This is a genomic window from Frankia sp. CeTa3Moorea (assembly GCF_978021225.1).
Window position 1 is genome coordinate 1 of sequence record NZ_CDXDOR010000242.1, and the last position, 4,834, is coordinate 4,834.

A 4,834-nucleotide genomic window follows, 5' to 3' on the forward strand; every position below is an offset into this window, starting at 1 on the left:
CCAGGGAAATCAGCTCCCGCTCCTCGATGGTCAACTGCTCCCGCCGGCCCATCCACCATCCAGTCCCTCGACGCCAACACGATCATCCTATCGAGGCGTCGCTACAACCGTTTGACCCCGCCCGGCTACAACTTCCTCGGGTTCCTCTGCCTGGCTGCCGCGATCACCTGCTGGAAGAAGCTCCCACGCTCGACGTGAGACACGCTCTAACCCGCCGGACGCGCCCTCGGACCTCCTCGCCCTCGCCCTCGTCGCGCTCAGCGGTGACGCCGCTCGTATTCCTCCCGTGCCTCCACGAGCTCCGGCAGGTGCGCCTCCGTCCAGCCGCACCAGGCGCGCAGGGGCTCCAGCAGGGTGCGACCCAGTTCGGTCAGCTCGTACTCGACGCGAGGTGGCACCCCGGGATAGGCCGTCCGCAGAACCATCCCGTCCCGTTCCATGGATCGCAACGACTCGGCGAGCACCTTCGGGGTCACACTCACCAGCACGCTCTGCAGCTCGGTGAACCGCCGACGGCCGTCCTTCAGGCACATGAGGATCTTTGGTGCCCACTTGTTGCTCATCCGCATCGGCAACGTGACCGGGCTACAGTCCGAGAACATGCCCGGATCGAGGGGCTCGACGACATCGCACATGGTTCAAGAGTACCGCGCTATCTTTGCAGTAACTGAGGCATCGACTGCTAGCCTTCGGCGCGGCTGGAGAGCATACGCCACTTCCTGGAAGTGAAAGGTGCGCGATGAGCAGTATTGTCGTTTTCGGAGCCGGGGGAAATGCAGGGCGACGGGTCGTCGCCGAAGCCGTTTCACGCGGTCATTCGGTTACCGCGGTCGTGCGTGACCCGAAGAAGTATGAAGATCTCGCCACGATCGCGACGAAGGTCGTCCAGGGTGATGTGACCGACAGCGACAGCGTCGCCTCGGTGTCCGCCGGGCACGATGCCGTGATCTCCACGGTGTTCCGGGCCGATGTTCCGGCCGACGAGTTCTACGGCGACGCCGCGCGCGCCCTGGTGGCGGGCCTGGCCAAGGTCGGAGTGGCCAGGCTGGTGGCGGTCGGCGTCGGCAGCACCCTGGAGGTGTCGCCGGGCGTCGCTGTGCACGACACGCCCGGCTTCCCGGAGGCCGGCCGGAACTTCTCGGTCGGCCACGCCGTCGAGCTTGGGATCTTCCAGGAGAGTGACAGCCGGTTCGACTGGGTGATTCTCACCCCGCCACCGGCCGTCCTCGACGCCGGGGCGGAGCGTACCGGCAAGTACCGCATCGGCGGCATCCAGGTACTTCCCGCCGAAGAGGGCACGCCGGCTTTCTCCTACGCGGATCTGGCGGTCGCCCTGGTCGATGAGGTCGAGAGCCCCCGCTACCATCGCGAGCTGGTCGCTGTCGGCTGAACCAGGCGCGTGAGCGGCGGTCGCCACCGGAACGGGGCGACCGCCGCTCACGCACTGCTCCGTTGCCGGCGGCTTCCTGATGGTGCGGTCCGATGTTCCTGGTAGTGCGGTCCGAACTGTTCCCGGCCGAGCCCGGATCAGGCGGGTGTCTCGGCGACTTCCTCCTTTGGTCGCAGATCGACCCGGATGGCCACCGCGGCGATGACAGCGCCCACTCCCGCCACGGCGGCGCTCACCACCGACGACGCGGCGAAGCCGTGGACCGCGGCATGCAGCCCGGAACGCACACCGCTGTGGCTCGTCAGGTAGGACGACGCGACGCCGATAGAGATGGTGTTGAGGAGCGCGGCGCCGATGGAGGCGCCCGCCTGCTGCGCGGTGTTGACGACGGCGGACACGATGCTCTGGTCCCGGGTCTCGTTCACGGCCACCACCGCCGAGATGGCCGGGACAGTGACGGTGCCGACGCCGACACCGAAGAGCACCAGGGAGGGCAGCAGATCCACATAGGACGAGTCGGGGCTGAGCTGGGCCAGCCAAAGCAGGGCGATCGCGAAGATGGTCAGCCCGCCGCAGATCGCGAGCCCGGGTCGCACCCGGGTGACCAGCCGGCGTGAGACCTGGGTGGTGTAGAGGACCGCCGTCCCGACGTAACTGATGAAGGCGAGCCCGGCCCGGAGCGGCGAATAGTGCATGACGACCTGGAACTGGTAGGTCATGCCCAGGAGCATTCCGTAGGTGCAGAAGGCAGAGATCATGAAGGCGAGGAAAGAGAACCCGCTGCTGGGCTTCGTCAGGACGCGCAGGGGCAGCAGCGGCGTACGCGATCTCGTCTGAATGACGAGGAACGCTCCCAGGAGAACGACGCCGGCGGCGAGGGACCCGATGATGGTCGGCGAGCTCCAGCCGCGGCTGCCGGCCTCCCCGAGACCGTAGACGAGCGCGACCATTCCCGCCACGGCGGTGACCGCCCCCGGTACGTCGAGCCGCTCGCCTGGTTGGGGCGGGGTCGCCGGCACCACGCGCATGCCGCCGAGCAGCACGGCTATGGCGACCGGCACGTTGACGTAGAGGCACCACCGCCACCCCAGATAGGTCGTGAGAATTCCCCCGAGGACCAGCCCGAGCGCGGCCCCGGTCATCATGGTCGCCGTGTAGATACTCAGCGCCTTCGTCCGCTCACGCGTGTCCTGGAAGGTGACCGCCACCAACGACAGCGTGGAGGGGGCGATCAGGGCCGCGAAGGTGCCCTGCAGGGCACGGGCGAGGATGAGCATCTCGGCGTTCGCCGCCGCTCCGCCCAGCGCGGACGAGAGCGCGAAGCCGAGCACGCCGATCAGCATCGCCCGCTTGCGGCCGATGAGATCCCCGATCCGACCGCCCAGCAGGAGCAGGCTTCCGAAAGCCAGGGTGTAGGCGGTGAGGACCCACTGCCGCCCAGCGTTGCTCAGATCGACCGACTGCTGCGCCGACGGCATCGCGACCGACACGATCGTCGAGTCCAGCGTGATCATTAGTTGGGCCGCCGAGATCAGGGCGAGCGCGAGCATCCGGCCCGCCCGCGGCATTTCGGTGACAGCCGTGGGCGCAACGGCCTCTTGAGTATCCGTCATGCTCGCTTTCCTTGGAGTTCAGAAGGCGTGACGCGACCCCGCGTCGCGACGCGGGGTCGCGTCACGCCGGACGTCCTCACGACACCGCGGGTGTGGGAACCAGACTCCGCCAGGGCGCGCGCGGCGTCCGCTCAGTGCGACACTCCGACGAGCTCCCGGTGGTGGCGGGGGGCCAGCGCCTCGTCGACCAGGGCCACCGCGAGATCGGTGAAGGTGAACAACGGGCCCTTCGCGTTGTACGGGAAATCGAAGCGCGGACCGTCACCATTGTCGTAGGGCAGCAGCCGCGTTCCGGTGAACTGGTAGCGGCCGGTCCTCGGAGTCTCGTTGTCGAGCGGGCTAGGGGGTGCTACGACGACCACCCAGTCGAGGTCGCCACCGGACTCGCGCAGAATGTTCAGCTCCAGCGCCCGCCCGTCGTTGAACGGGAGATAGTCCGGTGGGAACTCGGGCTGATCCATGAACCGAACTCCGGGTGAACTTTCCAGCAGGGTTCCGATACCGAGCACAACCAGCCGGGGCACTCCAGCCTGCCCCAGGTCTTCGATGAGCGCGCGGGCGATCGCACTGTAGTACTCATCGGCCGGAACGTCGCTCCGATAGAGCGTGGCTACCGCTGCCCGGTGCCCTTCGGCCACTGCCGCGACGCTTTTCGGATCGGTCACGTCCCCGACGACGATCCGCACGTTCTCGCTGGCCAGATCCGCGTGCCGAACTGGATCCCGGACGACGGCGGTGACATTCTCACCGCGACTCACGGCCTCTGCCACCACACGTCGGCCGGCGCGCCCGCCCGCACCGAAAACAACAATATCGCTCATGAGTAAACCTCCGCTGACGGTATGAATCGACGGTATAAAGCGGCGACTCCGGCCCACGGCGGATGCTAACAGCGTGCGAGCTGGTTACTTCAACGATAGTGAGCGGTGAACACGGCCGCATCGCCGTGCGTTCTGGATCGCTGGATCCGCGGGCGTGTCGCTCCCGGGTCGGGCGCCGGCGGCCCGTCAAGCTGGAAGGGATCAACCCACGACTTGGCGTCGCCCCGAGGTCGCGGCGAGTTCGATCGTGTCCAGCAACTGATGGACCCGCAGCCCGCTCGCGAAGTCGGGCTCGACCGGGCCGCCGGAGCGAATGGCCTCGGCGAGGTCGCCGTAGACCTGGCGTACGTTGCGGACCGCCACCGGTTCGTCCGGCGGGGCGTGCAGGTACCTCGACGGGAGCGGGATCGGCCGCAGCCGGGCCTGTGACTGGCTCCCATAGAGGGTGAGATCAGGCCCGACGAGCGAGTCGTCCGCAGCCACCATGAGCAGCCGCCCGGCGGTGCCGTGAACCTCGAAGCGGTACCCCGAGCCCGCCGGGCTTCCGGTGGTGATGTGCACCGAGGCCGCGGCGCCCGAGGTCAGGCTGCCGGTGACCACGATCTGGTCCGGTGTCGAGAGGGGAAGACGCTCACCGGTCTCGGCGATGACCGCGACGGGCAGCCGGGCCGCGAGAGTGGCGGAAAGCTCCGCGAAACCACCGACGACCTGAGGGAACAGGTCCAGCGCGTGGCCGCCGACGACGACAAGGCGGCTGAGGTTGGGTGTTCCGATCATCGGTGCGTGGCTTTTCGGCCAGGTCGGCGGGGTGGACAGCGAGTACGTGAGGGAGGCCGACAGAATGTCGCCGGCCCAGCCCTCCGCGATGAGATCGCGAAGGTGCCGGATCGCTGGATGGTGCCGAGTCTGCAACCCGACGGCGTGCCGGACACCGGCCGCCGTGGCGTTTGTGAGGAAACGGCCGGCATCGGCGCTGCCCGCCGCCAGCGGCCATTCGCAGTAAACGTGTT

At 68.0% G+C, this 4,834-nt stretch carries 6 protein-coding genes; 2 read left to right on the top strand and 4 right to left on the bottom strand.

Features of this window, described 5'->3' with window-relative positions:
* The coding region (locus AC08OV_RS23515; protein ID WP_476615727.1) for a hypothetical protein at positions 1–198 on the top strand (198 nt) is incomplete at its 5' end.
* Between the two features lie 59 nt (positions 199–257).
* Here AC08OV_RS23515 and AC08OV_RS23520 read toward each other — a convergent pair.
* Positions 258–602 carry a winged helix-turn-helix transcriptional regulator gene (locus tag AC08OV_RS23520; RefSeq protein WP_476620335.1) on the bottom strand — a complete coding sequence of 115 codons (345 nt, stop codon included), beginning with the start codon at positions 600–602 and terminating at the stop codon, positions 258–260.
* A 137-nt stretch (positions 603–739) separates the two neighbouring features.
* Between AC08OV_RS23520 and AC08OV_RS23525 the strand changes: the two genes are divergently transcribed.
* Positions 740–1,390, top strand: coding sequence for an NAD(P)-dependent oxidoreductase (locus AC08OV_RS23525; protein WP_476615729.1), 651 nt, complete (start codon positions 740–742; stop codon positions 1,388–1,390).
* A 137-nt stretch (positions 1,391–1,527) separates the two neighbouring features.
* Here AC08OV_RS23525 and AC08OV_RS23530 read toward each other — a convergent pair whose 3' ends face one another.
* The 3 genes from AC08OV_RS23530 to AC08OV_RS23540 all read right to left on the bottom strand — a co-directional run.
* A complete protein-coding gene (locus AC08OV_RS23530; RefSeq protein ID WP_476615730.1) occupies positions 1,528–3,003 on the bottom strand; it encodes an MFS transporter in 1,476 nt (491 codons plus the stop codon).
* Between the two features lie 131 nt (positions 3,004–3,134).
* Positions 3,135–3,824: an NAD(P)-dependent oxidoreductase gene (locus tag AC08OV_RS23535; protein WP_476615731.1), complete on the bottom strand. Its 690-nt coding sequence runs from the start codon at positions 3,822–3,824 to the stop codon at positions 3,135–3,137.
* A 201-nt stretch (positions 3,825–4,025) separates the two neighbouring features.
* On the bottom strand, positions 4,026–4,834 hold an 809-nt coding region (locus tag AC08OV_RS23540), incomplete at its 5' end, for a Gfo/Idh/MocA family protein (protein WP_476615732.1).

What these genes read in the sequence shown, in the direction of transcription:
- AC08OV_RS23520 (WP_476620335.1), bottom strand. Translation starts at nt 602, where the DNA reads ATGTTCTCGGACTGTAGCCCGGTCACGTTGCCGATGCGGATGAGCAAC.
- AC08OV_RS23525 (WP_476615729.1), top strand. Translation starts at nt 740, where the DNA reads ATGAGCAGTATTGTCGTTTTCGGAGCCGGGGGAAATGCAGGGCGACGG.
- AC08OV_RS23530 (WP_476615730.1), bottom strand. Translation starts at nt 3,003, where the DNA reads ATGACGGATACTCAAGAGGCCGTTGCGCCCACGGCTGTCACCGAAATG.
- AC08OV_RS23535 (WP_476615731.1), bottom strand. Translation starts at nt 3,824, where the DNA reads ATGAGCGATATTGTTGTTTTCGGTGCGGGCGGGCGCGCCGGCCGACGT.